Source organism: Enterobacter sp. RHBSTW-00975 (assembly GCF_013615235.1).
Lineage (GTDB): Bacteria > Pseudomonadota > Gammaproteobacteria > Enterobacterales > Enterobacteriaceae > Enterobacter > Enterobacter ludwigii.
Genome location: NZ_CP055883.1, coordinates 4,191,193 through 4,216,785, shown reverse-complemented (window position 1 = coordinate 4,216,785; position 25,593 = coordinate 4,191,193). Strand labels below are relative to the sequence as shown.

Genomic DNA, 25,593 nt, shown 5'->3' with positions numbered 1-25,593 from the left:
GGAGAAGTCATTCATGTTTAAACGACTGTTAATGGTTGCCATGCTGGTCATTGCCCCTCTCACCGCGGCGCATGCTGCGGATCAGAGTAACCCGTACAAACTGATGGATGAGGCTGCGAAGAAGACCTTCGACCGGCTTAAAAACGAACAGCCGAAAATTCGTTCCAATCCTGATTATCTGCGCGACGTGGTTGATCAAGAGCTGCTGCCGTACGTGCAGATCAAATATGCGGGTGCGCTGGTTCTGGGCCGTTATTACAAAGACGCGACCCCGGCGCAGCGCGACGCCTATTTTGCCGCGTTCCGTGAATACCTGAAACAGGCTTACGGTCAGGCACTGGCGATGTATCACGGTCAGACCTATCAGATTGCGCCAGAGCAGCCGCTGGGCGACGCGACTATCATTCCTATCCGCGTCACGATTATCGATCCTAATGGCCGTCCGCCAGTACGCCTGGACTTCCAGTGGCGTAAAAACAGCCAGACCGGTCACTGGCAGGCCTATGACATGATTGCGGAAGGGGTGAGCATGATCACCACTAAACAGAACGAGTGGAGTGACCTGCTGCGCACCAAAGGCATTGATGGCCTGACCGCACAGCTGCAGTCTATCTCGCGTCAGAAAATCTCTCTGGACGAGAAGAAGTAATGTCGGATCAACTGAGCTGGTCGCGTGAGGGTGAGACGTTGAAGCTGACGGGTGAACTCGACCAGGATCTGCTGAACCCGCTCTGGGACAAACGTTTTGAAGCGATGCAGGGCGTGACGGTTATCGATCTGAGCGGCATTTCACGGGTGGACACGGCAGGCGTCGCGCTGCTGGCCCATCTTGTTGCCGTGGGGAAAAAGCAGGGGACAAGCGTTACGCTGCACGCGGCGAGCGATAATGTGGTCACCCTGGCCCAGCTCTATAATCTCCCTCAGGACGTACTGCCTCGTTAATATTTTCAGTGCGTTACTTCTGAAAGCCCTGACAGATTCATCGTCGGGGCTTTTTGCTTGTTTAAGACGACGCCACTTTGCTCTAAGATGTTGGGCTTGTTTTCACTATCAGATGATTAAGAACCCATGGAAAATCATGAAATCCAGACAGTGCTGATGAATGCACTCTCCCTTCAGGAAGCCCACGTCACTGGCGATGGCAATCACTTCCAGGTTATTGCTGTGGGTGAGATGTTCGACGGTATGAGCCGTGTGAAGAAACAGCAGGCTGTATACGCGCCGCTGATGGAATACATTGCGGATAACCGCATCCACGCCCTGTCGATTAAAGCGTTCACCCCTCAAGAGTGGGCACGCGATCGCAAACTAAACGGTTTTTGAGTTGTGGGCGACACGCCCGCAGCACGGTTGAATTTATAAGAGAGCACACAATGGATAAATTTCGTGTACAGGGGCCAACGCGTCTCCAGGGCGAAGTCACAATTTCTGGCGCAAAAAATGCCGCGCTGCCCATCCTCTTTGCTGCGCTGCTCGCGGAAGAGCCGGTAGAAATTCAGAACGTACCGAAGCTGAAAGATATCGACACCACCATGAAGTTGCTCAGCCAGCTGGGCACCAAAGTTGAGCGTAACGGTTCCGTCTGGATCGACGCCAGCAACGTTAACAACTTTTCTGCACCTTACGATCTGGTGAAAACCATGCGTGCATCCATCTGGGCGCTTGGCCCGCTGGTGGCACGTTTTGGTCAGGGTCAGGTTTCCCTGCCGGGTGGCTGCGCAATCGGTGCACGTCCGGTTGACCTGCACATCTTTGGCCTGGAGAAACTGGGCGCCGAGATCAAACTCGAAGAAGGTTATGTTAAAGCGTCCGTGAATGGCCGCCTGAAAGGCGCGCACATTGTCATGGACAAAGTGAGCGTTGGTGCCACCGTCACCATCATGTCTGCGGCAACGCTGGCAGAAGGTACTACCATCATCGAAAACGCCGCGCGTGAACCGGAGATTGTGGATACCGCGAACTTCCTCGTAGCGCTGGGTGCGAAGATCACCGGCCAGGGCACCGACCGTATCACCATCGAAGGCGTTGAGCGTCTGGGCGGCGGTGTGTATCGCGTCCTGCCAGACCGTATCGAAACCGGGACGTTCCTGGTTGCTGCCGCGATTTCAGGCGGGAAAATTACCTGCCGCAACGCGCAGCCAGATACCCTGGATGCGGTGCTGGCGAAACTGCGTGACGCAGGCGCTGATATCGAAATCGGTGAAGACTGGATCAGCCTGGACATGCACGGCAACCGTCCAAAAGCGGTAAACGTGCGTACAGCTCCGCATCCTGCTTTCCCGACCGATATGCAGGCGCAGTTCACCCTGTTAAACCTGGTGGCGGAAGGGACGGGGTTCATTACCGAGACCATCTTTGAAAACCGCTTTATGCACGTACCGGAACTGATCCGTATGGGCGCACATGCTGAGATCGAGAGTAATACCGTGATTTGCCACGGCGTTGAGAAACTGTCTGGTGCTCAGGTGATGGCAACCGATCTGCGTGCATCTGCAAGCCTGGTGCTGGCGGGTTGTATTGCGGAAGGGACGACGGTCGTTGATCGTATTTATCACATCGATCGTGGCTATGAACGTATTGAAGATAAACTGCGCGCGCTGGGTGCGAATATCGAGCGTGTGAAGGGCGAGTAATCGTTCCGGCAGCCCCCTGCCAGAAATGACCGGGGGGTTGCTGTTCCTGTCAAAAAAACCGCTATTCCTGCGGGTCTTTCTTCACTTTCCTCTGGCGGATCATGCGCGATCTGTCGATAAATTCATGGGTAATGGGATCGTGGTAACGCGAAGGCCAGATCACCCACGGATGCGTATCCAGCGCCGTCGCAATGATCAACTCTCCCTTCGGCCAGGGGCGCGTCAGGGCATTTGCCAGGGTTGAAGAACTCAGGCCATGGCGGCGAGATTCCGCAGCCAGTGATGTGCCTTTTTTGCGCAGTGCCGCAATGATATCTGCTGTGTGCCAGTCGATAAATTTCGTGTCCATAACGCTGTCCTTAAGTTCGGATTCACTTACGCCATTTCGTCTGAAACGACTGGCCTTACTATACCCATTTCAATTTCTTGTTCTAAAAAGTTCGCGTTACTGGTAGGGATATTCGGAATAAGGCATGGCTTTATTCATGCGGTCTGTAAACCGGTGCGTTTACGTGAAAGTGGAATATACAGGTGTGTACTGGAATCTCCCCGCGAGGGCCGCGGGGAGGGGAGAGCAGGATTAACGGTCGCGCTGAACGGCGATATGGGCAAGACCAATGAGCGCATCGCGCCATGGACTGTCCGGGATGACCTGAAGTGCGGCGATGGCTTTATCCGCCTCTTCTTCGGCACGCTGACGTGTCCAGTCCAGCGATCCGCAAATGGCCATTGTTTCCAGCACGGGTTCCAGAAGATGACGACCATTTCCCTGCTCGATCGCTTCACGGATCATTTTCGCCTGGTCGGCTGACCCGTTGCGCATCGCATGGAGTAGCGGCAGCGTCGGTTTGCCTTCGTTCAGGTCATCGCCCACGTTTTTGCCGAGCGTTTCCCCGTCTGCACTGTAATCCAGCAAATCATCAATCAGCTGGAATGCGGTACCCAGATAACGGCCATAGTCCTGCAGCCCTTTTTCCTGGGCTTCGCTACAGCCAGCCAGAATGCCGGAACACTGTGCAGCCGCTTCAAACAGGCGCGCGGTTTTGCTGTAAATCACGCGCATGTAGTTTTCTTCGGTGATGTCAGGGTCGTTGACGTTCATCAGCTGAAGCACTTCGCCCTCAGCAATCACGTTAACGGCTTCAGACATGACCTCCAGCACTTTCAGCGAACCCAGGCTGGTCATCATCTGGAAGGCACGGGTATAGATAAAATCCCCCACCAGGACGCTGGCAGCATTGCCAAAGGCGGCGTTGGCGGTGGCTTTACCCCGGCGCATGTCTGATTCATCCACAACATCATCATGAAGAAGCGTCGCAGTATGAATAAATTCGATCAGTGCCGCGATCGTGACGTGAGCATTTCCCTGATAGCCGACGGCTCGGGCAGCCAGGATGGCAATCATCGGGCGAATGCGTTTACCGCCGCCGCTGACGATGTAATAGCCCAACTGATTGATCAGCTGAACGTCAGAATTGAGTTGCTCCAGGATTGCTGCATTCACACCCGCCATATCTTGCGCGGTTAACTCGTTGATTTTTTCTAAATTCATCGCAAAAGCCGGGCTTTTTATCCTGTTTATCCCATCTTCAATGGGGTAACGAAGGGTTAGGTTTATCAATAGTAGTGCTGATTGTACTGAAAAAATGGCTCAGATAAACGTTACCTTACGCGTTGTGTTTTTTTTCTTCATGTATTGATGGTAGCACTTGTCAAAGGCTCGCGTTTTGCGTAATATTCGCGCCCTATTGTGAATATTTATAGCGCACTCTGATTCATACGAGGATGTGCGCGGAAGCGGAGTTTATATGTACGCGGTTTTCCAAAGTGGTGGTAAACAACACCGAGTAAGCGAAGGTCAGACCGTTCGCCTGGAAAAGCTGGACATCGCAACTGGCGAATCTGTTGAGTTCGCAGAAGTTCTGATGATCGCAAACGGTGAAGAAGTCAAAATCGGCGTTCCTTTCGTTGATGGCGGCGTTATCAAAGCTGAAGTTGTTGCTCACGGTCGTGGCGAGAAAGTTAAAATCGTTAAGTTTCGTCGTCGTAAACACTACCGTAAGCAGCAGGGCCACCGTCAGTGGTTCACTGATGTGAAAATTACTGGCATCAGCGCCTAAGACCTGAGGAGAGATTTAAATGGCACATAAAAAGGCTGGCGGCTCCACACGTAACGGTCGCGATTCAGAAGCTAAACGCCTGGGCGTTAAGCGTTTCGGTGGCGAATCCGTTCTGGCGGGTAGCATCATTGTTCGTCAACGTGGCACCAAATTCCACGCTGGCAACAACGTAGGTTGCGGTCGTGACCACACTCTGTTTGCTAAAGCAGACGGTAAAGTGAAATTTGAAGTTAAAGGCCCGAACAACCGTAAATACATCAGCATCGTTGCTGAGTAAGGTTTTCTCGGTCCGGTAACGGATTAAAGCCCCGCAACCTGTTGCGGGGCTTTTTACATTGGAAACCCGGTAATTTTTTCTGTAGGGAAAACGGGCATGAAGCAGCAGGCCGGCATTGGTATTCTTTTGGCGCTCACGACCGCAATGTGCTGGGGTGCGCTGCCAATTGCAATGAAGCAGGTACTGGAAGTGATGGAGCCGCCAACGGTGGTGTTTTATCGCTTTCTGATGGCAAGTATCGGCCTTGGGGCCATCCTCGCGATCAAAGGTAAGCTTCCGCCGTTGCGTATCTTCCGTAAACCGCGCTGGCTGGTGTTGCTGGCTATCGCGACGGGCGGCCTGTTCGGTAACTTCATACTGTTCAGTTCTTCCCTGCAGTATCTTAGCCCCACGGCGTCGCAGGTGATTGGTCAGCTTTCACCGGTCGGCATGATGGTCGCCAGCGTCTTTATCCTCAAGGAGAAGATGCGTGGCACGCAAATTATCGGGGCGAGCATGTTGCTCTGTGGTCTGGTGATGTTCTTCAACACCAGTCTGATAGAGATTTTTACCCGACTGACGGATTACACCTGGGGTGTGATCTTCGGTGTGGGAGCAGCAACGGTTTGGGTGAGTTATGGCGTCGCGCAAAAGGTGTTATTGCGTCGTTTGGCCTCACAGCAGATCCTCTTTTTGCTGTACACTTTGTGTACAATAGCATTATTGCCGTTAGCAAAACCGGGTGTGATTACCCAGCTTAGCGACTGGCAACTGGCGTGCCTCATTTTTTGTGGGCTGAACACGCTGGTCGGTTATGGCGCGCTGGCCGAAGCGATGGCGCGCTGGCAGGCAGCACAGGTGAGCGCACTCATTACGCTTACCCCGCTGTTTACGCTGTTATTTTCAGATTTGTTATCAATGGCCTGGCCCGATGTCTTCGTCAGACCGATGCTCAACATGTTGGGCTATCTCGGTGCGTTTGTCGTGGTTGCGGGCGCGATGTATTCCGCCATTGGTCATCGTCTTTGGGGGCGTTGGCGCAAAAATGAAGCGGTCGTAGTAGTCCCCCGCTCAGGCGAATGAGTTACGGAGAGTAAAATGAAGTTTGTTGATGAAGCGACAATCCTGGTCGTGGCAGGTGATGGCGGCAATGGTTGCGTGAGCTTCCGCCGTGAGAAATATATTCCACGTGGCGGTCCTGACGGCGGTGATGGCGGGGACGGCGGTGACGTGTGGCTGGAGGCGGATGAGAACCTCAACACGCTGATCGACTACCGTTTCGAAAAATCCTTCCGCGCTGAGCGTGGTCAGAACGGTCAAAGCCGTGACTGTACGGGCAAACGCGGTAAAGACGTGACCATTAAGGTTCCGGTTGGTACGCGTGTGATTGACCAGGGGACGGGCGAAACCATGGGCGATATGACCAAACACGGTCAGCGTCTGATGGTGGCGAAAGGCGGCTGGCACGGTCTGGGTAACAGCCGTTTCAAATCGTCCGTTAACCGTACCCCGCGTCAGAAAACGATGGGTACGCCGGGCGACAAGCGCGATCTGCAGCTGGAGCTGATGCTTCTGGCCGATGTCGGGATGCTGGGTATGCCAAACGCCGGTAAATCGACGTTTATTCGTGCGGTCTCTGCAGCCAAGCCAAAAGTGGCGGATTATCCGTTTACCACGCTGGTACCAAGCCTGGGCGTTGTCCGTATGGATAACGAGAAGAGCTTTGTGGTTGCTGATATCCCGGGTCTGATTGAAGGTGCTGCAGAAGGTGCCGGTCTGGGGATCCGCTTCCTGAAACACCTTGAGCGCTGCCGCGTACTGCTGCATCTCATCGATATCGATCCAATCGACGGTTCCGATCCGGTAGAAAATGCCCGCATCATTATCGGCGAGCTGGAAAAATACAGCGAAAAACTGGCGAACAAGCCGCGCTGGCTGGTCTTTAACAAGATCGATTTGATGGATAAAGCCGAAGCGGAAGCGAAAGCGAAAGCCATTGCTGAAGCGATGGGCTGGGAAGATAAATACTACCTGATCTCCGCGGCAAGCCAGGTTGGCGTGAAAGATCTGTGCTGGGATGTGATGACCTTTATCATCGAGAACCCGGTTGTTCAGGCTGAAGAAGCGAAACAGCCAGAAAAAGTCGAATTCATGTGGGATGACTACCACCGCCAACAGCTCGAAGAGCTGGAAGTGGAAGAGGAAGAAGACTGGGACGACGACTGGGATGAAGACGACGAAGAAGGTGTCGAGTTCATCTACAAGCACTAATCGCAGTTTAAAGCCCCCGGAAGGGGGCTTTTTTATTGCAGGCTGGACGGCAACCAGCAGCTGGCGATTAAGCCGCCCTCAGCACCATTCTCCAGCGTCAGCTTGCCGTGGTGGAGCTGCACGATACGTTGCACAATGCTCAGCCCCAGGCCGCTGCCACCGTAGCGCTGGTCAAGACGACGGAACGGTTCAGTAATCGACTGGCGGTGCGCTTCATCTATTCCCGGCCCCTGATCGATAACGCTGACCTGTGTCCCCCCGTCAACGTCGGCCAGAGTCACGCGAATCGTTGTGCCTGACGGACTGTAGCGCCCGGCGTTCTCAAGCAGATTGCGCAGCATCAAACGCAGAAGTACCGCATCACCCTGCACCGTGAGCGGGCTTTTGTCCGGCCATATCACCGTATGCTCTTTGGCTTCATGTCCAAGACCGAGCGGCATGATGATATCGTCTGTCCAGTTGACGGTTTCATAGTGACCGCTCGCCATCGCCTGTCCGGCACGGGACAACATCAGCAGTTGCTCAACCGTGTGCATCAGCTGATCGATACGGGTAATTAACGTCGTGGCCTGTGGAGAGCCAGACTGTGCCATCAGTTCCAGATGCAGTCTGATCCCCGCAAGCGGCGTTCGCAGCTCGTGAGCGGCGTCCGCGGTGAAGAGACGTTCCTGTTGAATGGTGTGATCCAAACGGGCGAGGAGCTGGTTGAGCGAGGTTGTGACGGCACCAATTTCTTCCATGTCGGAATAGACAGGGAGCGGGGTTAAGTTATCCGCCGAGCGGTTCGCCAGGCTGACGCGCAGTTGATTCAGCGGCCGGGTTATCCAGGTGACCGCCCAGAATGAGAAGCACAGCGTAAAACCGACCATCACCAGAGAGGGGACCAGCAGCGAGGCAATCGCTTCACGGATCTCTTTCTCGACATGATTATTGCGCGATTTCGCCGAGAGCGTTTCGTTGACCAGAAAACCAATCTGTTCACGGCTTTCATGCCAGAGCCAGATCACGCTTATCAGCTGGAAAAATAACAGAATGACCGCCAGCAGAACCATTAATCGCCGACGCATGCTGTTCATTTCTGGCTCTCCAGACGATAGCCTACGCCACGGACAGTTTTAATCCGGTCTTTACCCAGTTTGCGACGCAGATTGTGAATATGCACTTCGAGGGTATTTGAGCCCGGATCGTCCTGCCAGGAGTAAATATCCTGCTGCAGGGTTTCGCGGTGTACCGTTTGTCCGCTGCGCATAATCAGGCGCGTCAGCAGCGCGAACTCTTTAGGGGTTACTTCAACCGGTAGGGACTGGCACAGCACCTGCTGGGTTTGCAGATTCAGCGTAATATCGCCGTCGGTCAGTAAGTTATCGCTGTGTCCCTGATAACGACGAATCAACGCCCGTACCCGCGCCTGAAGCTCCGCAAGGGCAAACGGTTTCACCAGGTAATCATCAGCGCCAGAATCGAGGCCGTTGATACGATCTTCGATGGCATCCCGTGCCGTCAGGATCAATACCGGATTGGCGATACCCCGGCGGCGCCACTGGCTTAGCTGCGTAGCGCCGTCTTTATCCGGTAAGCCTAAATCGAGGATCACCAGACTGTATTCGCCGCTCTGGATCAGGGCATCCGCCTCAGCCGCCGTGGCGGCGCAGTCGAGGGCATATCCTTCATTGGCCAGCGCCAGAGCCAGCCCTTCCTGCAATAACAGATCGTCTTCAACTATGAGTAGTTTCATCGCTAGTTATTCTGGTAAATGTCCTTATAAAGCCTGCTTTCGAAGCGAACCAGTGGAATACGACGATTACGCTGGTCGGTCGGTTCGACGGCATAGCCGGAAAGATACTGCACGAATGCCATGCGTTGCCCGCTGGCGGTAGTGATGAAGCCTGCAAGGTTATAAACCCCCTGCAGTGAACCTGTCTTGGCTGAAACTTTTCCATCCACCCCGGCCGCATGAAGGCCGGCACGGTACTGGAGTGAACCGTCATGCCCGGCGAGTGGCAGCATCGAAATAAAGTTTAGCTCAGTGTCATGTTGTGCAATGTACTGAAGTACTTGCATCATCGTTGCCGGGGAGATCAAATTATGTCGCGATAACCCGGAGCCATCGACGGCAATGGTGTTGCCAAGATCGATCCCCGCCTGTTGGCGCAGGATCTGACGCACGGCGTCGGAACCCGCACGCCAGGTTCCTGGCACGCCGAAACGCGCGTGACCAATCATGCGGAACACCGTGTCAGCAATCATGTTGTCAGACTTTTTCAGCATAATCCGTAGCAAATCGTGCAGCGGCGCAGATTGTTTGCTGGCGATGACCGTACCGGGTTGATTAACCTGCGTCTGGCGCAGCAGGGTACCGGAATAGGTTATTCCCGCCTGCTTCAGTTCATCCTTGAGAATGGCACCCGCATAGCTTGCGCCATCCTGTATCGCAAAGGCCAGCGGCAGCGGGTCGGCGCGCTGTGTCAGGCACCCGGTCAGCGTGAAGCGGTTGAGATCGCCTGGCACCACGTCCAGCTCGCAATACTGCGCATCCGGGGAGCCTTTTGCGAGGGTACGAACCTGGCTGAACATCGTCACCGGGTAGTAAGACGCCACGCGAATAAACGCTAAGTCATCCGGTTTTGGCGCGCTGTAAAGTGAAATGGAGAAGCAGTTACGATCCACAATCGCGGCGGCTGGCGGAGCGCTAAAGCACTGCGTCATGTCGTTCCACGGCCATCCTGGTGCTTTATCGTGGCTGGCAAAAATAGAGGTGTCGATTAACACATTGCCATCAATCTTCTGCACGCCAGATTTTTTCAGCGACGCGACCATGTTGCGGATATCCTGGCGTTTAAACGTAGGATCTCCCCCGAAACGAGCGATAAGATCGCCTTTCAGTTCGCCACCCTCGATGTTGCCTTTGGTCTCGAGCGTGGTGGTAAAACGGAAGTCAGGTCCAAGCTGAAGCAGGGCGGCGAGTGCGGTGATCACCTTCTGGGTACTGGCAGGCAGCGCCATCTGTTGACTGTGATAGTCAATCTCTGGCGACTGCGCCCCGACCTTCTGCACCATCAAGGCAAGGTTGGCACCTGCGGGTAGCTGATTAATGTACTCATCAACATTCGCGGCCTGAACGCTGAACGCTATACTGGTAGTCAATCCGATGATAAATCTGGAAAATCGCATAATCTCGCGCTAACAACCCGAAAACAAACCGTCATACTACGGTGCATAGCACTGCAAAGTAAACGATGACCCATAGTGAACTTCGCGGTAAAATGCGTATCAAATTGAAAATTGTTGCTGACCTGGGGCTTCGCTCCCGGGTCGGTTTTCTTTTTGCTTCTGGCCCGCTCATGGGGGCCGGGGCAGGGAACACTGCTCCCAACAGGAATGTTTAAGAGGTATAACAAATGCAAGCTATTCCGATGACCTTACGTGGTGCCGAAAAACTGCGCGAAGAGCTGGATTTTCTGAAATCCGTTCGTCGCCCTGAAATCATCGCCGCTATCGCGGATGCGCGTGAGCATGGCGACCTGAAAGAGAATGCTGAATACCACGCGGCGCGTGAGCAGCAGGGCTTCTGTGAAGGGCGTATTAAAGATATCGAAGCAAAACTGTCCAATGCGCAGGTTATCGATATCACCAAAATGCCTAACAATGGCCGAGTCATTTTTGGTTCAACCGTTACCGTGCTGAACCTGGACAATGACGAAGAGCAGACTTATCGCATCGTGGGTGATGATGAAGCGGACTTTAAACAGAATCTGATTTCGGTGAACTCCCCGATTGCTCGCGGCCTGATTGGCAAAGAGCAGGATGATGTTGTCACTATCCGCACCCCGGGTGGCGAAGTGGAATACGAAATTATTAAGGTTGAATACCTGTAATTCGCATCTCGACTAAGATGTTGATACATTGTAAAGAAAAGAAAAAGGCCGCATAGCGGCCTTTTATCAACTCAAGGAGCGTGGCATTTTGCTCACCTGCTGACAGAAATCCCTCGTTTTACACAGAAAATGTGTTCGATTCAGGATATCCTTAGCGTGGCAGCGAGATTTTACGCTCTTTAGATGGGCGATAGAGCACCAGCGTTTTACCGATGACCTGTACATTACAGGCACCCGTTTCACGCACGATGGCTTCCACGATCAGGTTTTTAGTGTCTCGGTCTTCAGAGGCGATTTTCACCTTGATCAGCTCGTGGTGTTCCAGCGCTTGTTCAATCTCGGCAAGCACCCCTTCGGTCAAACCATTGTTGCCAAGCATGACTACAGGCTTGAGCGGATGTGCCAGACCTTTAAGGTGCTGTTTTTGTTTAGTACTCAGATTCATCGTATATTTTTGCTTACGTTGGGATTGAAAACGGTTCATTCTACCGCCATCTCCCTTATATCGCCAAATAGCTGCGTAGAAATTTACGTCACAGGCAAGTAACGATGAACCAGGACGGAAATGTTAAATGACAGGTAAAAAGCGTTCTGCCAGCTCCAGCCGCTGGCTTCAGGAACACTTTAGCGATAAATATGTTCAACAGGCACAGAAAAAGGGGTTGCGTTCCCGTGCCTGGTTTAAACTTGATGAAATACAGCAAAGTGACAAACTTTTTAAGCCGGGAATGACGGTTGTCGATCTCGGTGCAGCACCTGGCGGATGGTCCCAGTATGCGGTTACGCAGATCGGCGGAACGGGCCGAATCATCGCATGCGACCTTTTACCAATGGATCCCATCGTCGGTGTCGACTTCCTTCAGGGCGACTTTCGTGATGAATTAGTGCTGAAAGCGCTACTTGAGCGTGTAGGTGATAGTAAGGTCCAGGTTGTCATGTCAGATATGGCACCAAATATGTGTGGAACACCGGCGGTGGATATCCCCCGCGCCATGTATTTGGTGGAGCTAGCGTTAGAAATGTGTCGTGATGTACTAGCGCCTGGTGGTAGTTTTGTTGTGAAGGTGTTTCAGGGCGAAGGTTTCGAGGAGTATCTTAAGGAAATTCGCTCCCTGTTTGCGAAGGTTAAAGTTCGTAAGCCGGACTCTTCCCGGGCCCGTTCCCGAGAAGTGTATATTGTAGCGACCGGGCGAAAATGATAACCCGCGTCTTTCAGACGAAAGTTTGAATGACACGGGATATAGAGTATCCTGACGCTGTTTTTAACACAGTTGTAATATGAGGTTAATCCCTTGAGTGACATGGCGAAAAACCTAATACTCTGGCTGGTCATTGCCGTTGTGCTGATGTCAGTATTCCAGAGCTTTGGGCCCAGCGAGTCGAATGGCCGCAAGGTGGATTATTCTACCTTCCTGCAGGAGGTCAATCAGGACCAGGTTCGCGAAGCGCGTATCAACGGACGTGAGATCAACGTTACCAAGAAAGATAGTAACCGTTACACGACTTACATCCCGGTGAACGATCCTAAGCTGCTTGATAACCTTCTGACCAAAAACGTCAAGGTGGTAGGCGAGCCGCCAGAAGAACCAAGCCTGCTGGCTTCTATCTTCATCTCCTGGTTCCCGATGCTGCTTCTTATTGGCGTCTGGATCTTCTTTATGCGCCAGATGCAGGGCGGCGGTGGCAAAGGTGCCATGTCGTTCGGTAAGAGCAAGGCGCGTATGCTAACGGAAGATCAGATCAAGACCACGTTTGCCGACGTTGCAGGTTGCGACGAAGCAAAAGAAGAAGTGGGCGAACTGGTTGAATACCTGCGCGAGCCGAGCCGTTTCCAGAAACTGGGCGGTAAGATCCCGAAAGGCGTTCTGATGGTAGGGCCTCCGGGTACCGGTAAAACCCTGCTGGCGAAAGCCATCGCGGGTGAAGCGAAGGTACCGTTCTTTACTATTTCAGGTTCTGACTTCGTTGAAATGTTCGTGGGTGTTGGTGCATCTCGTGTGCGTGACATGTTCGAGCAGGCCAAGAAGGCAGCACCGTGCATTATCTTCATCGATGAAATCGACGCCGTCGGCCGTCAGCGTGGCGCAGGCCTGGGCGGTGGTCACGATGAACGTGAACAGACGCTGAACCAGATGCTGGTTGAGATGGATGGCTTCGAAGGTAACGAAGGTATTATCGTTATCGCGGCGACTAACCGTCCGGACGTTCTTGACCCTGCGCTGCTGCGTCCAGGCCGTTTCGACCGTCAGGTTGTGGTTGGTCTGCCGGATGTACGTGGTCGTGAACAGATTCTGAAAGTTCACATGCGTCGCGTACCGCTGGCACCTGATGTCGACGCGGCGATCATCGCGCGTGGTACGCCGGGCTTCTCCGGTGCTGACCTGGCAAACCTGGTCAACGAAGCTGCACTGTTTGCTGCTCGCGGTAACAAACGCGTTGTGTCGATGGTGGAGTTCGAGAAAGCGAAAGACAAAATCATGATGGGTGCGGAACGTCGCTCCATGGTGATGACGGAAGCGCAGAAAGAGTCCACGGCTTACCACGAAGCCGGTCACGCGATTATCGGTCGCCTGGTGCCGGAACACGATCCGGTGCATAAAGTGACGATTATTCCGCGCGGTCGTGCGCTGGGTGTGACGTTCTTCCTGCCGGAAGGCGATGCCATCAGCGCCAGTCGTCAGAAGCTGGAAAGTCAGATTTCAACCCTTTACGGCGGTCGTCTGGCTGAAGAGATTATTTACGGCGCGGAACATGTTTCGACCGGTGCGTCCAACGACATTAAAGTCGCGACCAACCTGGCACGTAACATGGTGACCCAATGGGGCTTCTCCGAGAAGCTGGGTCCCCTGCTGTATGCGGAAGAAGAAGGCGAAGTGTTCCTGGGCCGCTCCGTGGCGAAAGCGAAACACATGTCCGATGAAACCGCACGTATCATTGACCAGGAAGTGAAGCTGCTGATCGAGCGTAACTACAATCGCGCCCGTCAGATCCTGAACGATAACCTGGACATTCTGCATTCGATGAAAGATGCGCTCATGAAATATGAGACCATCGATGCTCCGCAGATTGACGACTTGATGGCTCGCCGCGAAGTGCGTCCGCCAGCGGGTTGGGAAGACCCAGGCGCTTCCAACAATTCTGACAACAATGGCACACCGCGTGCGCCGCGTCCGGTCGATGAACCGCGTACGCCGAACCCGGGCAACACCATGTCAGAACAGTTGGGCGACAAGTAAGTCACTGCTGTTGAAGTCTATGTTTGCACCTCAAACCCTGGAGCTTGCTCCGGGGTTTTTCTTTTCTGTAAAACCATATTGATACCAGGGATTTGACCATGAAACTATTCGCCCAGGACTCGCATCTCGATCTCTCACATCCGCATGTGATGGGTATCCTGAATGTCACGCCTGACTCCTTCTCTGACGGCGGCACGCATAACACGCTTATCGAGGCTGTGAAGCACGCAAATTTGATGATTAACGCGGGCGCCACCATCATTGACGTAGGCGGGGAATCGACGCGCCCTGGGGCGGCAGACGTTTCGGTGGAAGAAGAACTGGCGCGCGTGGTGCCTGTGGTTGAAGCTATCGCACAGCGGTTCGAAGTGTGGATCTCCGTCGATACGTCTAAACCTGAAGTGATCCGTGAAGTCGCGAGAGTGGGTGCTCACATCATCAATGATATTCGCTCGCTGACGGAGCCTGGCGCACTGGAGGCAGCCGCGGATACCGGGCTACCGGTTTGCCTGATGCACATGCAAGGACAGCCGAAAACCATGCAGGAAGCGCCAAAGTATGACGATGTTTATGCCGATGTAAATCGCTTCTTTATTGAGCATATTGCACGTTGTGAACGTGCGGGTATCGCAAAAGAGAAATTGCTGCTCGACCCGGGGTTCGGTTTCGGTAAAAATCTCTCTCACAATTATGAGCTGCTTGCGCGCTTATCGGAATTCCATCATTTCGACCTGCCATTGCTGGTTGGTATGTCGAGAAAGTCGATGATTGGTCAGTTACTGAATGTAGGGCCGAGCGAACGTCTGAGCGGAAGTCTGGCCTGCGCTGTAATTGCGGCGATGCAGGGCGCGCACATTATTCGTGTCCATGACGTTAAAGAAACAGTAGAAGCCATGCGTGTAGTGGAAGCTACACTGGCAGCGAAGGAAAACAAACGCTATGAGTAATCGTAAATATTTTGGTACCGATGGTATTCGTGGGCGCGTGGGTGATGCGCCAATCACCCCTGATTTTGTACTGAAACTGGGTTGGGCGGCGGGTAAAGTGCTTGCACGTCATGGCTCCCGTAAAATCATCATTGGTAAAGATACCCGTATCTCCGGGTATATGCTGGAGTCAGCGCTGGAGGCCGGTCTGGCTGCCGCGGGGCTTTCCGCTTCCTTCACTGGCCCAATGCCAACGCCTGCTGTGGCATATCTGACGCGTACTTTCCGTGCTGAAGCAGGGATTGTGATTTCGGCCTCGCATAACCCGTTTTATGACAACGGCATTAAATTCTTCTCCATCGACGGCACTAAGCTGCCGGATGAAGTGGAAGAGGCGATCGAAGCGGAGATGGAAAAAGAGATCACCTGTGTCGACTCCGCCGAGCTGGGTAAAGCGAACCGCATTGTCGATGCCGCGGGTCGTTACATCGAATTCTGTAAAGGTACTTTCCCGAACGAACTGAGCCTGGCCCATCTTAAAATTGTGGTGGACTGCGCCAACGGTGCGACCTATCACATTGCGCCGAATGTTTTCCGCGAACTGGGTGCGAACGTGATTACCATCGGCTGTGAGCCTGATGGCCTGAATATTAACGAACAGGTGGGGGCGACTGACGTTCGTGCTCTACAGGCGCGCGTTCTGGCGGAAAAAGCCGATCTGGGCATCGCACTGGATGGTGACGGCGATCGCGTGATCATGGTCGATCACGAAGGTAATAAGGTCGACGGCGACCAGATCCTCTATATCATTGCGCGTGAAGGTCTGCGTCAGGGCCAGCTGCGCGGCGGTGCAGTAGGCACGCTGATGAGCAACATGGGTCTGGAGCTGGCGCTGAAACAGCTGGGTATTCCATTTGTCCGTGCAAAAGTGGGCGACCGCTATGTGCTGGAAAAACTGCAGGAAAAAGGCTGGCGTATCGGGGCTGAAAACTCAGGCCACGTGATCCTGCTGGATAAAACCACCACCGGAGACGGTATCGTCGCTGCGCTGCAGGTTGTTGCCGCCATGGCGCGCAACCATATGAGCCTGCACGATCTCTGCAGCGGCATGAAAATGTTCCCTCAGATCCTGGTGAATGTGCGTTTCACCGCCGGTAAAGGCGATCCGCTGGAAAATGAAAATGTGAAAGCGGTGATGGCTGACGTTGAAGCAGCACTGGGCAACCGTGGGCGTGTTCTGCTGCGTAAGTCTGGAACCGAACCGCTGATCCGCGTAATGGTGGAAGGCGAAGACGAGGCGCAGGTGAATGAATTTGCACACCGTATTGCGGATGCCGTAAAAGCTGCATAGTTTTTCACGTTAAGTGATTAAAAAGGCGGCGCTTGCCGCCTTTGTTTTGAGCAATTGATGGCATTTTGCTGTTTTTTTCCGCAGTTGATACAATGCGTCAAAATTGCCCTTGCGAAGCACATTCGCTTTGGTTAGTATTCACACCCGCTTCAGTGGGAAACAAAAATCCTGCTAATTGGTCGAAGCATTGGTATGCGGCAAATCCGCAAGGAACAGGTTGATTATGTACGAAGCTCTTTTAGTTATTTTCCTTATTGTAGCCATCGCTCTCGTAGCGCTGATCATGCTGCAGCAAGGTAAAGGCGCTGATATGGGAGCCTCCTTCGGAGCAGGCGCTTCCGGTACGCTGTTCGGTTCAAGTGGTTCTGCGAACTTCATGACCCGCACAACGGCGATTCTGGCTACGCTGTTCTTCATCATCAGTCTGGCGCTTGGCAATATCAACAGCAACAAGACCAGCAAAGGAAGCGAGTGGGAAAATCTGAGCGCGCCAGCGAAAACTGAGCAGACTCAGCCAGCTGCACCGGCTAAGCCGACCAGCGATATCCCGCACTAAGTATTCAGTACCGAGGTGGTGGAATTGGTAGACACGCTACCTTGAGGTGGTAGTGCCCTAACGGGCTTGTGGGTTCGAGTCCCATCCTCGGTACCAATATTCCAGAAGAAAGACGTCGAAAGACGTCTTTTTTTTCGTCTGTAGATTTCGTCTGTAGAAGGAGCGTTTTCGTCGGCAGGTACGTTCGTGCCAGCGGGACAGGTTCTGCAGCGATCGTAAAAAAGGCGCCCACTGGGCGCCTTTTGCATTTCTGCGTAAGCCTTACTTCTTAACGCTGTGCTCCAGGTTTTCAACCTGCGGCAGGCCATTACCGGCGCTTGCGGAGAGCAGGCCATTCTCAACGTAGTTGAACAGCTTCTCACGGGTATCGGTGATGTCCAGGTTACGCATGGTCAGCTGGCCAATACGATCGTCCGGAGAGAACACGGATTCACCTTTCTCCATGGTCAGACGTTCTGCTTTATAAGTCAGGTTGTCGGACATGGTGTTCAGAATAGAGTAGTCATTCCCGCGACGCAGCTCCAGCGTCACTTCACCGGTGATCGCGCTTGCCACCCAACGTTGCAGTGCATCACGCAGCATCAGGGCCTGTGGGTCGAACCAACGGCCCTGGTACAGTAGTTTACCCAGCTGACGACCATGAGAGTGATACTGCTCGATGGTGTCTTCGTTGTGAATACCGGTCAGCAGACGCTCATAAGCGATGTGCAGCAGCGCCATCCCAGGGGCTTCATAGATGCCACGGCTTTTTGCTTCGATAATACGGTTTTCAATTTGATCGCTCATGCCCAGACCATGACGGCCACCGATACGGTTAGCTTCCAGCATCAGTTCCACATCGTCAGAGAAGGTCTTGCCGTTCAGGGCAACCGGATGGCCGCGCTCGAAACGCACGGTAACTTCTTCCGCCTGGATTTTGACGTTTTCGTCCCAGAACTTCACACCCATGATCGGGTTAACGATCTTCACGCTGGAGTTCAGGAATTCCAGGTCCTTCGCTTCGTGCGTCGCACCCAGCATATTGGAATCGGTAGAGTAGGCTTTCTCAACGGACATCTTATAGTCGAAGCCACAGGCGATCATAAACTCGGACATTTCATGACGGCCGCCCAGCTCGTCGATAAAGTCGGTATCGAGCCACGGTTTATAAATCTGCAGCTCGGCGTTGGTCAGCAGGCCATAACGATAGAAACGTTCGATATCGTTTCCTTTATACGTACTGCCATCACCCCAGATGTTTACGCCATCTTCTTTCATGGCGGCAACCAGCATGGTACCGGTCACTGCACGGCCCAGCGGGGTGGTATTGAAATAGGTCAGGCCGCCGGTGGTATTATGGAAAGCACCACACTGAATAGCAGCAATACCTTCAGCGACCAGTTGCTTACGGCAGTCAATCAGGCGCGCGTTCTCTGCGCCATACTCTTTAGCGCGACGAGGGATTGCATCATAATCGTCCTCATCCGGCTGACCCAGGTTCGCAGTATATGCATACGGAACCGCTCCCTTCTGGCGCATCCACAGCAGTGCAGCGCTGGTATCCAGGCCGCCTGAAAAAGCGATGCCAATACGTTGTCCTACCGGAAGATGCTTGAGAATCGTCGTCATAAAATAAAACCCTGCTTGATTGACTGATTAAGAGACCGCTTTCGCTCTCGATGCATGTTTATGCAAAATAAGTGAGTATTCATTTAATCATCTTTTGTCGATGACCGGAAGAGACTCGTGCGTTTTTTGTAAAATTTTCCCTTTGTTTGACCTGGCGGAAACTGGCTTGACAGGTGGGGTTCACTATCAATATACTAAACGCCGATTTTACGTCCCGTCTTCGGTACCAAATCCCAGCATTATTTGCAAATTCTCTCCAAAACGCGTAGAATTTGCCACGTTTCAGGCGCGGGGTGGAGCAGCCTGGTAGCTCGTCGGGCTCATAACCCGAAGGTCGTCGGTTCAAATCCGGCCCCCGCAACCACTTTCCCATAAAGTTCTTTTTCAAATATACTGTGAAGACTTAGAGCCTTCGTAGCTGGATTTGAAAAAATTCTTTCGGAGAGTGCTCCAGGCCGCAGTTGCGGCTATAGGGTTCAGTTATCTAAAGCCCCGATTTATCGGGGTTTTTTGTTATCTGACTACAGAATAACTGGGCTTTACGCCCTTTTTTTATGTCTTGGGGGTGGGCTTGTCCACATTAGAGCAAAAATTAACAGAGATGATTACTGCACCGGTCGAAGCACTGGGCTACGAACTGGTCGGCATCGAATTCGTTCGCGGCCGTACATCGACGCTGCGCATCTATATTGATAGTGAAGATGGCATCAATGTTGATGATTGTGCTGATGTTAGCCACCAGGTGAGTGCGGTTCTTGATGTTGAAGACCCGATTACCGTTGCGTACAACCTGGAAGTTTCCTCACCCGGCCTCGATCGCCCGATGTTCACGGCCGAGCACTATGTGCGCTTTACCGGTGAAGAAGTGGCTCTCGTTCTGCGTATGGCCGTACAGAACCGCCGTAAATGGCAGGGAATTATCAAAGCCGTTGATGGTGAAATGATCACGGTTACAGTCGAAGGCAAAGATGAAGTGTTCGCGCTGAGTAATATCCAGAAGGCGAACCTGGTTCCCCACTTTTAACAGTCTGGATTGAGGTGAAAAGCCCGCGATGAACAAAGAAATTTTGGCTGTTGTTGAAGCCGTCTCCAACGAGAAATCACTGCCGCGTGAGAAGATTTTCGAAGCGCTGGAAAGTGCACTGGCTACAGCAACCAAGAAAAAATACGAACAAGAGATCGATGTTCGCGTAGAAATCGATCGTAAAAGCGGTGACTTCGATACATTCCGTCGTTGGGTAATCGTTGAAGAGGTGACCCAGCCGACGAAAGAGATCACCCTGGAAGCGGCGCGTTTTGAAGACGAAAGCCTGAACGTGGGTGACTATGTTGAAGATCAGATTGAATCTGTCACCTTCGACCGTATCACCACGCAAACCGCAAAACAGGTTATCGTCCAGAAAGTCCGTGAAGCTGAGCGCGCGCTGGTTGTCGATCAGTTCCGCGATCAGGAAGGTGAGATCATTACCGGCGTGGTGAAGAAAGTAAACCGCGACAACATCTCTCTGGAAATCAAATCTGAAGGGCTGCCAGGTAACGCTGAAGCCGTTATCCTGCGTGAAGACATGCTGCCGCGTGAAAACTTCCGCCCGGGTGACCGTATTCGTGGCGTTCTGTATGCCGTACGCCCTGAAGCGCGTGGTGCACAGCTGTTTGTGACCCGTTCCAAGCCAGAGATGCTGATTGAACTGTTCCGTATCGAAGTACCGGAAATCGGCGAAGAAGTTATCGAAATTAAAGCGGCTGCCCGCGATCCGGGTTCACGCGCGAAAATCGCGGTGAAAACCAACGACAAGCGTATCGACCCGGTCGGTGCTTGCGTAGGTATGCGCGGTGCGCGTGTTCAGGCGGTTTCTACCGAACTGGGCGGCGAGCGTATCGATATCGTCCTGTGGGACGACAACCCGGCGCAATTCGTGATTAACGCAATGGCTCCGGCGGATGTGGCGTCTATCGTTGTTGACGAAGACAAACACACCATGGATATCGCTGTTGAAGCGGGCAACCTGGCGCAGGCAATCGGCCGTAACGGTCAGAACGTACGCCTGGCGTCACAGCTGAGCGGCTGGGAACTCAACGTAATGACCGTTGATGACCTGCAGGCTAAGCATCAGGCTGAAGCCCATGCGGCGATCGATACCTTCACGAAATACCTGGATATTGACGAAGATTTCGCCACTGTTCTGGTTGAAGAAGGTTTCTCTACCCTTGAAGAACTGGCCTATGTGCCAATGAAAGAGCTGCTGGAAATCGACGGTCTTGATGAAGCCACCGTTGAAGCCCTGCGTGAACGCGCTAAAAACGCACTGACCACCCTGGCACTGGCTCAGGAAGAAAGCCTTGGCGATAAGAAGCCGGCTGATGACCTGCTGAATCTGGAAGGTCTTGATCGTGCGATTGCGTTCAAGCTGGCTGCCCGTGGTGTTTGTACGCTGGAAGATCTCGCTGAGCAAGGCGTTGATGACCTGGCTGATATCGAAGGTTTAACCGACGAGAAAGCCGGCGAACTCATCATGGCCGCACGTAATATTTGCTGGTTCGGCGACGAAGCGTAATAAACTGTAGCAGGAAGGAACAGCATGACTGATGTAACTGTAAAATCGCTGGCTGCCGAGATTCAGACCTCCGTGGACCGCCTGGTACAGCAATTTGCTGATGCAGGGATCCCGAAGTCCGCTGATGACTCGGTGAACGCGCAAGAAAAACAAACCTTGTTAGCGCACCTGAACCGTGAACACGGTTCGACGCCTGACAAGCTGACGCTGCAGCGCAAAACGCGTAGCACGTTGAATATCCCTGGTACCGGTGGTAAAAGCAAATCGGTACAAATTGAAGTCCGCAAGACACGCACCTTTGTAAAACGTGATCCGCAAGAGGCAGAACGCCTTGCTGCGGAAGAGCAGGCACAGCGTGAAGCGGAAGAACAAGCTCAGCGTGAGGCAGAAGCGACTGCCAAGCGTGAAGCAGAATTAAAAGCTGAACGTGAGGCCGCAGAAAAAGCGAAACGCGACGCAAGTGATAAAGTGAAGCGTGAAGCTGCGGAAAAAGACAAAGTGAGCAATCAACAGACCGACGAAATGACAAAAACCGCCCAGGCTGAAAAAGCCCGCCGTGAAAATGAAGCTGCCGAGCTGAAGCGTAAAGCGGAAGAAGAAGCCCGCCGCAAGCTTGAAGAAGAAGCTCGCCGTGTAGCTGAAGAAGCGCGCCGTATGGCTGAAGAAAACGAGAAGAACGGTGTGAACCCTGCTGAAGCGTCTGAAGACACCAGCGATTATCACGTCACCACTTCTCAGCATGCGCGCCAGGCAGAAGACGATAACGACCGTGAAGTTGAAGGTGGTCGTGGCCGTACTCGCAGCACCAAAGCTGCTCGCCCAGCCAAAAAAGGCAACAAGCACGCTGAATCTAAAGCTGACCGTGAAGAAGCACGTGCAGCGATCCGCGGTGGTAAAGGCGGCAAGCGTAAAGGTTCCGCACTGCAGCAGGGCTTCCAGAAGCCAGCTCAGGCTGTTAACCGTGACGTAGTGATTGGTGAAACCATCACCGTTGGCGATCTGGCCAACAAAATGGCGGTTAAAGGCTCTCAGGTCATCAAAGCGATGATGAAACTGGGCGCAATGGCCACCATCAACCAGGTTATCGACCAGGAAACTGCGCAACTGGTAGCCGAAGAGATGGGCCACAAAGTTATCCTGCGTCGTGAAAACGAGCTGGAAGAAGCAGTAATGAGCGACCGTGACACCGGTGCAGCGGCAGAACCGCGCGCGCCTGTAGTGACCATCATGGGTCACGTTGACCACGGTAAAACCTCTCTGCTCGACTACATTCGTTCGACGAAAGTGGCCTCCGGTGAAGCGGGTGGTATTACCCAGCACATCGGTGCGTACCACGTAGAAACCGACAACGGCATGATCACCTTCCTGGATACCCCGGGCCACGCAGCGTTTACCTCTATGCGTGCTCGTGGTGCTCAGGCAACGGATATCGTTGTACTGGTTGTTGCTGCAGACGACGGCGTGATGCCACAGACCATTGAAGCTATCCAGCACGCGAAAGCGGCGCAGGTGCCTCTGGTGGTTGCAGTGAACAAGATCGATAAGCCAGAAGCTGACATGGATCGCGTTAAAAACGAACTCTCCCAGTACGGTGTTATGCCGGAAGAGTGGGGCGGTGAAGCGCAGTTCATTCCAGTATCTGCGAAAGCCGGTACTGGTATCGACGACCTGCTGAACGCTATCCTGCTGCAGGCTGAAGTTCTGGAGCTGAAAGCGGTTCGTAAAGGTATGGCGAGCGGCGCGGTTATCGAATCCTTCCTGGATAAAGGTCGTGGTCCGGTTGCAACCGTTCTGGTTCGTGAAGGTACGCTGCATAAAGGCGATATCGTTCTGTGTGGTTTCGAATACGGTCGTGTTCGTGCGATGCGTAACGAACTGGGTCAGGAAGTTCTGGAAGCAGGTCCGTCCATTCCAGTGGAAATCCTGGGCCTGTCCGGTGTGCCGGCTGCGGGCGATGAAGTGACCGTCGTACGTGACGAGAAGAAAGCGCGTGAAGTTGCACTGTATCGTCAGGGCAAATTCCGTGAAGTTAAACTGGCTCGTCAGCAGAAATCTAAACTCGAGAACATGTTTGCGAACATGACCGAAGGCGAAGTTCACGAAGTGAACATCGTTCTGAAAGCCGACGTTCAGGGTTCTGTGGAAGCGATCTCCGACTCCTTGCTGAAACTGTCTACTGACGAAGTTAAAGTGAAGATCATCGGTTCTGGCGTAGGGGGTATCACCGAAACCGACGCCACCCTGGCTGCTGCATCCAATGCAATCCTGGTCGGCTTCAACGTACGTGCTGACGCGTCTGCACGTAAAGTGATTGATGCTGAAAGTCTGGATCTGCGTTACTACTCCGTCATCTATAACCTGATCGACGAAGTGAAAGCTGCGATGAGCGGCATGCTGTCTCCAGAGCTGAAACAGCAGATCATCGGTCTGGCTGAAGTGCGTGACGTGTTCAAATCACCGAAATTTGGTGCGATCGCGGGCTGTATGGTTACCGAAGGTATCATCAAACGTCACAACCCAATCCGCGTACTGCGTGACAACGTGGTTATCTACGAAGGCGAGCTGGAATCCCTGCGCCGCTTCAAAGATGACGTTAACGAAGTCCGTAACGGCATGGAATGTGGTATCGGCGTGAAGAACTACAACGACGTTCGCGTTGGCGACATGATCGAAGTGTTCGAGATCATCGAAATTCAGCGTACGATTGCTTAATCATCGATGCAGGCCGGGTAAGCAAAGCGCCACCCGGTAATAATTTTAAAAGGGGCTTTTTGCCCCTTTTTTGTCTGGAGAATTTATTATGGCGAAAGAATTTGGTCGCCCGCAGCGCGTAGCGCAAGAAATGCAGAAAGAGATCGCCCTCATCCTGCAACGTGAAATTAAAGATCCACGCGTGGGTGTGATGACCACCGTGTCCGGCGTGGAAATGTCCCGCGACCTGGCGTATGCCAAAGTGTTCGTGACTTTCCTGAACGATCAGGACGAAGCCGCGGTTAAAAACGGCATTAAAGCGCTGCAGGAAGCCTCTGGTTACATCCGCTCTCTGCTCGGCAAAGCGATGCGTCTGCGTATCGTGCCTGAGCTGACCTTCTTCTACGACAACTCTCTGGTCGAAGGTATGCGCATGTCCAACCTGGTGACCAGCGTGGTGAAACATGACGACGAACGTCGTGTTAACCCAACGGACGACAGCAAGGAGGACTAATGAGTCGTCCTCGTCGTCGCGGTCGCGACGTGCATGGTGTGCTGCTGCTGGATAAACCCCAGGGCGCTTCCAGCAACGACGTGCTGCAAAAAGTTAAGCGTATTTTTAACGCCAACCGTGCGGGCCACACGGGCGCGCTCGATCCGCTGGCGACCGGCATGCTGCCGATCTGCCTGGGGGAAGCGACAAAGTTTTCCCAGTACCTGCTGGACTCCGATAAGCGCTATCGGGTCATCGCCCGATTAGGCCAGCGCACGGACACCTCCGATGCCGATGGTCAGGTGGTAGAAGAGCGTCCGGTGACCTTCAGCGCGGAGCAACTTGATGCTGCGCTGGAAAGTTTCCGTGGCGACACGCTGCAGGTACCGTCAATGTATTCGGCGCTGAAGTACCAGGGTAAAAAACTGTACGAATATGCACGCCAGGGCATTGACGTTCCTCGTGAACCCCGTCCGATTACCGTGTACGAACTGCTCTTTATTCGTCACGAAGGCGATGAGCTGGAGTTGGAAGTTCACTGTTCGAAAGGCACCTATATTCGTACCATCATTGACGACCTGGGTGAAAAGCTGGGTTGCGGTGCGCACGTGATTTACCTGCGTCGCCTGGCTGTCAGCACGTACCCGGTTGAGCGAATGGTGACCCTTGAACATCTGCGCGAGTTGGTTGAGCAGGCGGAAGCGCAGGAGATTGCGCCGGCCGATTTGCTCGATCCGCTGCTGATGCCAATGGACAGCCCGGCAGCCGATTTCCCGGTTGTTAATCTTCCTTTAACATCCTCCGTTTACTTTAAGAACGGAAACCCGGTTCGTACCACCAGTGCTCCTTCTGAAGGTCTGGTACGCGTGACCGAGGGGGATGAAGGTAAGTTCATCGGCATGGGTGAAATGGATGGCGAAGGGCGCGTCGCGCCGCGTCGCCTGGTCGTTGAGTATCCGGTTGAAGCCTGATAGCGATAACGGCTCGCCTTGCGATAAGCAGGGGAGACGAGTAGAATATCG

General features: G+C 53.3%; 26 protein-coding genes and 2 tRNA genes. 21 read left to right on the top strand and 7 right to left on the bottom strand.

Annotated elements, in window-relative coordinates:
* The first annotated feature begins 13 nt into the window (after positions 1-13).
* The 4 genes from mlaC to murA all read left to right on the top strand — a co-directional run bounded on the left by mlaC (position 14) and on the right by murA (position 2,633).
* The gene (gene mlaC, locus HV340_RS20385; protein ID WP_014171807.1) at positions 14-649 is read left to right on the top strand and encodes a phospholipid-binding protein MlaC; all 636 of its coding nucleotides are present in this window, start codon (positions 14-16) and stop codon (positions 647-649) included.
* Complete coding sequence (gene mlaB, locus HV340_RS20380) at positions 649-942, top strand: lipid asymmetry maintenance protein MlaB (protein ID WP_014171806.1); 294 nt, start codon at positions 649-651, stop codon at positions 940-942. The genes mlaC and mlaB overlap by 1 nt, the downstream gene beginning before the upstream one ends.
* A gap of 126 nt (positions 943-1,068) precedes the next feature.
* Positions 1,069-1,323, top strand: a complete 255-nt coding sequence (gene ibaG / locus HV340_RS20375; RefSeq protein ID WP_059306239.1) for a BolA family iron metabolism protein IbaG — start codon at positions 1,069-1,071, stop codon at positions 1,321-1,323.
* A gap of 50 nt (positions 1,324-1,373) precedes the next feature.
* A complete protein-coding gene (gene murA / locus HV340_RS20370; RefSeq protein ID WP_020883531.1) occupies positions 1,374-2,633 on the top strand; it encodes a UDP-N-acetylglucosamine 1-carboxyvinyltransferase in 1,260 nt (419 codons plus the stop codon).
* A gap of 61 nt (positions 2,634-2,694) precedes the next feature.
* On the opposite strand, the gene sfsB is transcribed toward murA, so the two are convergent.
* Together sfsB and ispB are read right to left on the bottom strand one after the other, a co-directional pair.
* On the bottom strand, positions 2,695-2,982 hold the full coding sequence (sfsB, locus tag HV340_RS20365) for a DNA-binding transcriptional regulator SfsB (protein ID WP_014171802.1): 288 nt from the start codon (positions 2,980-2,982) through the stop codon (positions 2,695-2,697).
* A 231-nt stretch (positions 2,983-3,213) separates the two neighbouring features.
* Complete coding sequence (ispB, locus tag HV340_RS20360; protein ID WP_020883532.1) at positions 3,214-4,185, bottom strand: octaprenyl diphosphate synthase; 972 nt, start codon at positions 4,183-4,185, stop codon at positions 3,214-3,216.
* 256 nt (positions 4,186-4,441) lie between these two features.
* Between ispB and rplU the strand changes: the two genes are divergently transcribed.
* From rplU to cgtA, 4 genes are all read left to right on the top strand, one after another.
* Positions 4,442-4,753, top strand: a complete 312-nt coding sequence (gene rplU, locus HV340_RS20355; RefSeq protein WP_003025032.1) for a 50S ribosomal protein L21 — start codon at positions 4,442-4,444, stop codon at positions 4,751-4,753.
* Positions 4,754-4,772: 19 nt separating this feature from the next.
* The gene (gene rpmA / locus HV340_RS20350) at positions 4,773-5,030 is read left to right on the top strand and encodes a 50S ribosomal protein L27 (RefSeq protein ID WP_004385076.1); all 258 of its coding nucleotides are present in this window, start codon (positions 4,773-4,775) and stop codon (positions 5,028-5,030) included.
* A gap of 96 nt (positions 5,031-5,126) precedes the next feature.
* Positions 5,127-6,092 carry a DMT family transporter gene (locus HV340_RS20345; protein ID WP_014171799.1) on the top strand — a complete coding sequence of 322 codons (966 nt, stop codon included), beginning with the start codon at positions 5,127-5,129 and terminating at the stop codon, positions 6,090-6,092.
* A gap of 15 nt (positions 6,093-6,107) precedes the next feature.
* Positions 6,108-7,280, top strand: a complete 1,173-nt coding sequence (gene cgtA, locus HV340_RS20340) for an Obg family GTPase CgtA (RefSeq protein ID WP_014171797.1) — start codon at positions 6,108-6,110, stop codon at positions 7,278-7,280.
* 32 nt (positions 7,281-7,312) lie between these two features.
* Here the strand turns inward: cgtA and pmrB are convergent, their stop codons facing one another.
* Genes pmrB through dacB form a run of 3 tightly spaced genes read right to left on the bottom strand, consistent with a single transcriptional unit; the run spans position 7,313 to position 10,451 of the window.
* Positions 7,313-8,356 carry a two-component system sensor histidine kinase PmrB gene (gene pmrB, locus HV340_RS20335; RefSeq protein ID WP_014171796.1) on the bottom strand — a complete coding sequence of 348 codons (1,044 nt, stop codon included), beginning with the start codon at positions 8,354-8,356 and terminating at the stop codon, positions 7,313-7,315.
* On the bottom strand, positions 8,353-9,015 hold the full coding sequence (pmrA, locus tag HV340_RS20330; protein WP_014171795.1) for a two-component system response regulator PmrA: 663 nt from the start codon (positions 9,013-9,015) through the stop codon (positions 8,353-8,355). Before pmrA ends, pmrB begins: the two co-directional genes overlap by 4 nt.
* Positions 9,016-9,017: 2 nt before the next feature.
* Complete coding sequence (gene dacB / locus HV340_RS20325; protein WP_025202924.1) at positions 9,018-10,451, bottom strand: serine-type D-Ala-D-Ala carboxypeptidase; 1,434 nt, start codon at positions 10,449-10,451, stop codon at positions 9,018-9,020.
* 227 nt (positions 10,452-10,678) lie between these two features.
* On the opposite strand from dacB, the gene greA reads away from it, so the two are divergent.
* On the top strand, positions 10,679-11,155 hold the full coding sequence (greA, locus tag HV340_RS20320) for a transcription elongation factor GreA (RefSeq protein ID WP_014171793.1): 477 nt from the start codon (positions 10,679-10,681) through the stop codon (positions 11,153-11,155).
* Between the two features lie 151 nt (positions 11,156-11,306).
* On the opposite strand, the gene yhbY is transcribed toward greA, so the two are convergent.
* Entirely contained in the window at positions 11,307-11,600 is a 294-nt protein-coding gene (gene yhbY, locus HV340_RS20315; protein ID WP_003861814.1) for a ribosome assembly RNA-binding protein YhbY, read from the bottom strand.
* A gap of 127 nt (positions 11,601-11,727) precedes the next feature.
* Here yhbY and rlmE point away from each other — a divergent pair, with 127 nt between their 5' ends.
* The 6 genes from rlmE to HV340_RS20285 all read left to right on the top strand — a co-directional run bounded on the left by rlmE (position 11,728) and on the right by HV340_RS20285 (position 17,320).
* Positions 11,728-12,354 carry a 23S rRNA (uridine(2552)-2'-O)-methyltransferase RlmE gene (gene rlmE, locus HV340_RS20310; RefSeq protein ID WP_014171792.1) on the top strand — a complete coding sequence of 209 codons (627 nt, stop codon included), beginning with the start codon at positions 11,728-11,730 and terminating at the stop codon, positions 12,352-12,354.
* A gap of 102 nt (positions 12,355-12,456) precedes the next feature.
* A complete protein-coding gene (ftsH, locus tag HV340_RS20305) occupies positions 12,457-14,391 on the top strand; it encodes an ATP-dependent zinc metalloprotease FtsH (protein ID WP_025202925.1) in 1,935 nt (644 codons plus the stop codon).
* Positions 14,392-14,489: 98 nt separating this feature from the next.
* Positions 14,490-15,338: a dihydropteroate synthase gene (gene folP / locus HV340_RS20300; protein ID WP_063925620.1), complete on the top strand. Its 849-nt coding sequence runs from the start codon at positions 14,490-14,492 to the stop codon at positions 15,336-15,338.
* Positions 15,331-16,668, top strand: coding sequence for a phosphoglucosamine mutase (gene glmM / locus HV340_RS20295; protein ID WP_014171789.1), 1,338 nt, complete (start codon positions 15,331-15,333; stop codon positions 16,666-16,668). The genes folP and glmM overlap by 8 nt, the downstream gene beginning before the upstream one ends.
* A 223-nt stretch (positions 16,669-16,891) precedes the next feature.
* Positions 16,892-17,224, top strand: a complete 333-nt coding sequence (secG, locus tag HV340_RS20290; RefSeq protein WP_020883537.1) for a preprotein translocase subunit SecG — start codon at positions 16,892-16,894, stop codon at positions 17,222-17,224.
* A 9-nt stretch (positions 17,225-17,233) separates the two neighbouring features.
* Positions 17,234-17,320 (top strand) — tRNA-Leu (locus tag HV340_RS20285).
* 165 nt (positions 17,321-17,485) lie between these two features.
* On the opposite strand, the gene argG is transcribed toward HV340_RS20285, so the two are convergent.
* Positions 17,486-18,832 (bottom strand): argininosuccinate synthase, encoded by a 1,347-nt coding sequence (argG, locus tag HV340_RS20280; protein WP_047743771.1) that lies wholly within the window; start codon positions 18,830-18,832, stop codon positions 17,486-17,488.
* A 287-nt stretch (positions 18,833-19,119) separates the two neighbouring features.
* Between argG and HV340_RS20275 the strand changes: the two genes are divergently transcribed.
* From HV340_RS20275 to truB, 6 genes are all read left to right on the top strand, one after another.
* Positions 19,120-19,196: transfer RNA gene (locus HV340_RS20275), tRNA-Met, on the top strand.
* Between the two features lie 207 nt (positions 19,197-19,403).
* Entirely contained in the window at positions 19,404-19,856 is a 453-nt protein-coding gene (rimP, locus tag HV340_RS20270) for a ribosome maturation factor RimP (protein ID WP_014833432.1), read from the top strand.
* 28 nt (positions 19,857-19,884) lie between these two features.
* Positions 19,885-21,387 (top strand): transcription termination factor NusA, encoded by a 1,503-nt coding sequence (nusA, locus tag HV340_RS20265; RefSeq protein WP_014171785.1) that lies wholly within the window; start codon positions 19,885-19,887, stop codon positions 21,385-21,387.
* 24 nt (positions 21,388-21,411) lie between these two features.
* Positions 21,412-24,099 carry a translation initiation factor IF-2 gene (infB, locus tag HV340_RS20260; RefSeq protein ID WP_014171784.1) on the top strand — a complete coding sequence of 896 codons (2,688 nt, stop codon included), beginning with the start codon at positions 21,412-21,414 and terminating at the stop codon, positions 24,097-24,099.
* Positions 24,100-24,187: 88 nt separating this feature from the next.
* Positions 24,188-24,592, top strand: coding sequence for a 30S ribosome-binding factor RbfA (gene rbfA, locus HV340_RS20255; protein WP_014171783.1), 405 nt, complete (start codon positions 24,188-24,190; stop codon positions 24,590-24,592).
* Positions 24,592-25,542, top strand: coding sequence for a tRNA pseudouridine(55) synthase TruB (truB, locus tag HV340_RS20250; protein WP_014171782.1), 951 nt, complete (start codon positions 24,592-24,594; stop codon positions 25,540-25,542). Before rbfA ends, truB begins: the two co-directional genes overlap by 1 nt.
* Positions 25,543-25,593 lie beyond the last annotated feature (51 nt).

Coding starts and splice junctions, on each gene's coding strand:
- pmrB (WP_014171796.1), bottom strand. CDS start 8,356: ATGAACAGCATGCGTCGGCGATTAATGGTTCTGCTGGCGGTCATTCTG.
- nusA (WP_014171785.1), top strand. CDS start 19,885: ATGAACAAAGAAATTTTGGCTGTTGTTGAAGCCGTCTCCAACGAGAAA.
- yhbY (WP_003861814.1), bottom strand. CDS start 11,600: ATGAATCTGAGTACTAAACAAAAACAGCACCTTAAAGGTCTGGCACAT.
- truB (WP_014171782.1), top strand. CDS start 24,592: ATGAGTCGTCCTCGTCGTCGCGGTCGCGACGTGCATGGTGTGCTGCTG.
- murA (WP_020883531.1), top strand. CDS start 1,374: ATGGATAAATTTCGTGTACAGGGGCCAACGCGTCTCCAGGGCGAAGTC.
- mlaB (WP_014171806.1), top strand. CDS start 649: ATGTCGGATCAACTGAGCTGGTCGCGTGAGGGTGAGACGTTGAAGCTG.
- infB (WP_014171784.1), top strand. CDS start 21,412: ATGACTGATGTAACTGTAAAATCGCTGGCTGCCGAGATTCAGACCTCC.
- pmrA (WP_014171795.1), bottom strand. CDS start 9,015: ATGAAACTACTCATAGTTGAAGACGATCTGTTATTGCAGGAAGGGCTG.
- ispB (WP_020883532.1), bottom strand. CDS start 4,185: ATGAATTTAGAAAAAATCAACGAGTTAACCGCGCAAGATATGGCGGGT.
- argG (WP_047743771.1), bottom strand. CDS start 18,832: ATGACGACGATTCTCAAGCATCTTCCGGTAGGACAACGTATTGGCATC.
- rlmE (WP_014171792.1), top strand. CDS start 11,728: ATGACAGGTAAAAAGCGTTCTGCCAGCTCCAGCCGCTGGCTTCAGGAA.
- rplU (WP_003025032.1), top strand. CDS start 4,442: ATGTACGCGGTTTTCCAAAGTGGTGGTAAACAACACCGAGTAAGCGAA.
- ftsH (WP_025202925.1), top strand. CDS start 12,457: ATGGCGAAAAACCTAATACTCTGGCTGGTCATTGCCGTTGTGCTGATG.
- greA (WP_014171793.1), top strand. CDS start 10,679: ATGCAAGCTATTCCGATGACCTTACGTGGTGCCGAAAAACTGCGCGAA.
- glmM (WP_014171789.1), top strand. CDS start 15,331: ATGAGTAATCGTAAATATTTTGGTACCGATGGTATTCGTGGGCGCGTG.
- HV340_RS20345 (WP_014171799.1), top strand. CDS start 5,127: ATGAAGCAGCAGGCCGGCATTGGTATTCTTTTGGCGCTCACGACCGCA.
- rpmA (WP_004385076.1), top strand. CDS start 4,773: ATGGCACATAAAAAGGCTGGCGGCTCCACACGTAACGGTCGCGATTCA.
- rbfA (WP_014171783.1), top strand. CDS start 24,188: ATGGCGAAAGAATTTGGTCGCCCGCAGCGCGTAGCGCAAGAAATGCAG.
- ibaG (WP_059306239.1), top strand. CDS start 1,069: ATGGAAAATCATGAAATCCAGACAGTGCTGATGAATGCACTCTCCCTT.
- cgtA (WP_014171797.1), top strand. CDS start 6,108: ATGAAGTTTGTTGATGAAGCGACAATCCTGGTCGTGGCAGGTGATGGC.
- folP (WP_063925620.1), top strand. CDS start 14,490: ATGAAACTATTCGCCCAGGACTCGCATCTCGATCTCTCACATCCGCAT.
- mlaC (WP_014171807.1), top strand. CDS start 14: ATGTTTAAACGACTGTTAATGGTTGCCATGCTGGTCATTGCCCCTCTC.
- secG (WP_020883537.1), top strand. CDS start 16,892: ATGTACGAAGCTCTTTTAGTTATTTTCCTTATTGTAGCCATCGCTCTC.
- sfsB (WP_014171802.1), bottom strand. CDS start 2,982: ATGGACACGAAATTTATCGACTGGCACACAGCAGATATCATTGCGGCA.
- dacB (WP_025202924.1), bottom strand. CDS start 10,451: ATGCGATTTTCCAGATTTATCATCGGATTGACTACCAGTATAGCGTTC.